This is a genomic window from Endozoicomonas sp. YOMI1, from assembly GCF_024606345.1.
Classification (GTDB): domain Bacteria; phylum Pseudomonadota; class Gammaproteobacteria; order Pseudomonadales; family Endozoicomonadaceae; genus Endozoicomonas.
This window is the reverse complement of record NZ_JAHHPM010000423.1, coordinates 1-1899: the sequence shown is the minus strand read 5'-3', so window position 1 is coordinate 1899 and position 1899 is coordinate 1. Positions and strand designations below refer to the sequence as shown.

Sequence of the window (1899 nt, the reverse complement as noted above, 5' to 3'; positions counted from 1 at the left end):
GTAACTGTTCAGCACCCCTCATATAAATCTGGATTTTTCTGTTTTTTCTACCATCCTGTTACACAATAATTTTTCTGACCTCAAGCCAACCCAGCATGGATCAAGAATCTTCTGCGACTTTCTTAAATGCAGCGCTCTTAGAAGAGAATGCTAAGCTTCGGCTTGAAGTTGCACATTTAAAGGAATTGTGTCGAGAATTAGAAGAAAAGGTTGGCAAAAACAGTCAAAACAGCAGTAAGCCACCATCGTCGGATGGTTATCAAAAGCCCAATAAAAACAGTGATTCCCAGAAAGATTCCTCATCCTCGGAAAATTCTGAGTCTTCACAGGAAAAGCCTAACCCAAAAAGCCTTAGACAATCATCTGGTAACAAAGCCGGAGGGAAAAAAGGGCATCAGGGTGCTTGTCTCAAGCGAGTCGATATCCCCGATCATATTAAGTACCACACCGTTAAACAGTGCCATTGCTGCCAGGCATCTCTTCTCGAAGTTAAACCGGAAAAAATCATTGAACGACAGGTGTTTGAACCTGGAAAACCGGGTGAGTGTGAAGTCACTGCTCATATGGGTGAGGTCAAGATCTGTCCTTGCGGCTGTCGGAATGAGGCTGACTTTCCTGAGGGTGTGACCGCAGCCGTGCAGTACGGTACTGCTACTCAGGCTATGGCCGTCCTTCTAAATCAACAGCATTTTGTGCCATTTTTGAGAGTTTCAGAGTTTTTTAATACGGTCTATAACATGAGCGTCAGTGCGGGCAGTGTCGTCAATTTTGTGGCAAGAACCCACGAAAATCTTGAGTCTACCGAGCAGGTGATTCGCGATGCTTTGCTGGATACTCCGGTTGCTGGCGCTGATGAGACCGGCATGCGGGCCGAAGGCTCCCTTCACTGGCTACACATCATGCGGGATGAGCAATGGACGCTCTACTACCTGTCTGAAAAACGTGGTTGCGAGGCAATGGATGCCATGGGCATTCTGCTTACTTTTACCGGAGTGCTGGTTCATGACCATTGGAAACCCTACTTTACTTATGCAGCAGTGCATGTTCTTTGCAATGCCCATCATTTGAGGGAACTCCAGGGAGTTGTCGACAGGGATGACAATCATCTGGCTTTGCGCATGATGAAATTGCTCAGGCTTTCCTGGCATTACTGCAAGGGCTTCAAAAGAATCGGTATGATGCTAATGCCAAGTGCTGTTCGTGAGAGGATTGAGGATATTTATGATCGAATCCTTAAACGGGCACTGACGAAGGAAGCCGCCTATATGGAAAAGAAACGGCAGGAACTTGGCCGTAAGAAGGTTAAGAATACCAAGGCTTACAACCTCTTCAAACGACTCAGTGAGTTCAAGGCGGAAACCCTGCGCTATCTTTCCGACTTCTCAATTCCTTTCGATAACAATGGCAGCGAACGAGATGCCAGGATGGCCAAGTTAAAACAGAAAATCTCAGGCTGCTTCAGAAGTGACGATGGCGGTTCCATGTTTACACGGATTCGCAGCTATCTGTCGTCTGCTAAAAAACAGGGAATGAATATATTTCAGTCTCTTCTTAAAGCTGTTCAAAATTACAGCAATAAGCCTTTGCTTGGTGCTGGGGCAGAGTAGACATATCTACTCGGTGGTTGTGAATGCCAGGCTAATACTTGGCTGAATGACCGCTGCCTTCTATATAAATCAACATAAGCTGGTTTCACTTAAGATCGGCCCAGGATGCATGCTGGCTAACGTCTACAGACAACTTACGTACCAAAATCAAGTAGTGAAGGTAGTCTCATTTTTAAATGGATTAACGCCTATGTATCGTTTGTTAAAAAACAGAGATTGAATATATTTAGACCTACTATTAGAGCTGTTCAGAATTATAACAGTCAGCTTTTGATGGGTGCTGAATAGTTAC

The 1899-nt window shown here is 45.0% G+C and carries 1 protein-coding gene; it reads left to right on the top strand.

What is annotated here, in order from left to right:
• Positions 1 to 95 precede the first annotated feature (95 nt).
• A complete protein-coding gene (locus KDK15_RS14975; protein ID WP_257296191.1) occupies positions 96 to 1607 on the top strand; it encodes an IS66 family transposase in 1512 nt (503 codons plus the stop codon).
• Positions 1608 to 1899: the final 292 nt, after the last annotated feature.

Excerpts from the sequence above, each read along its gene's own strand:
- KDK15_RS14975 (WP_257296191.1), top strand. The coding sequence starts at position 96 with ATGGATCAAGAATCTTCTGCGACTTTCTTAAATGCAGCGCTCTTAGAA.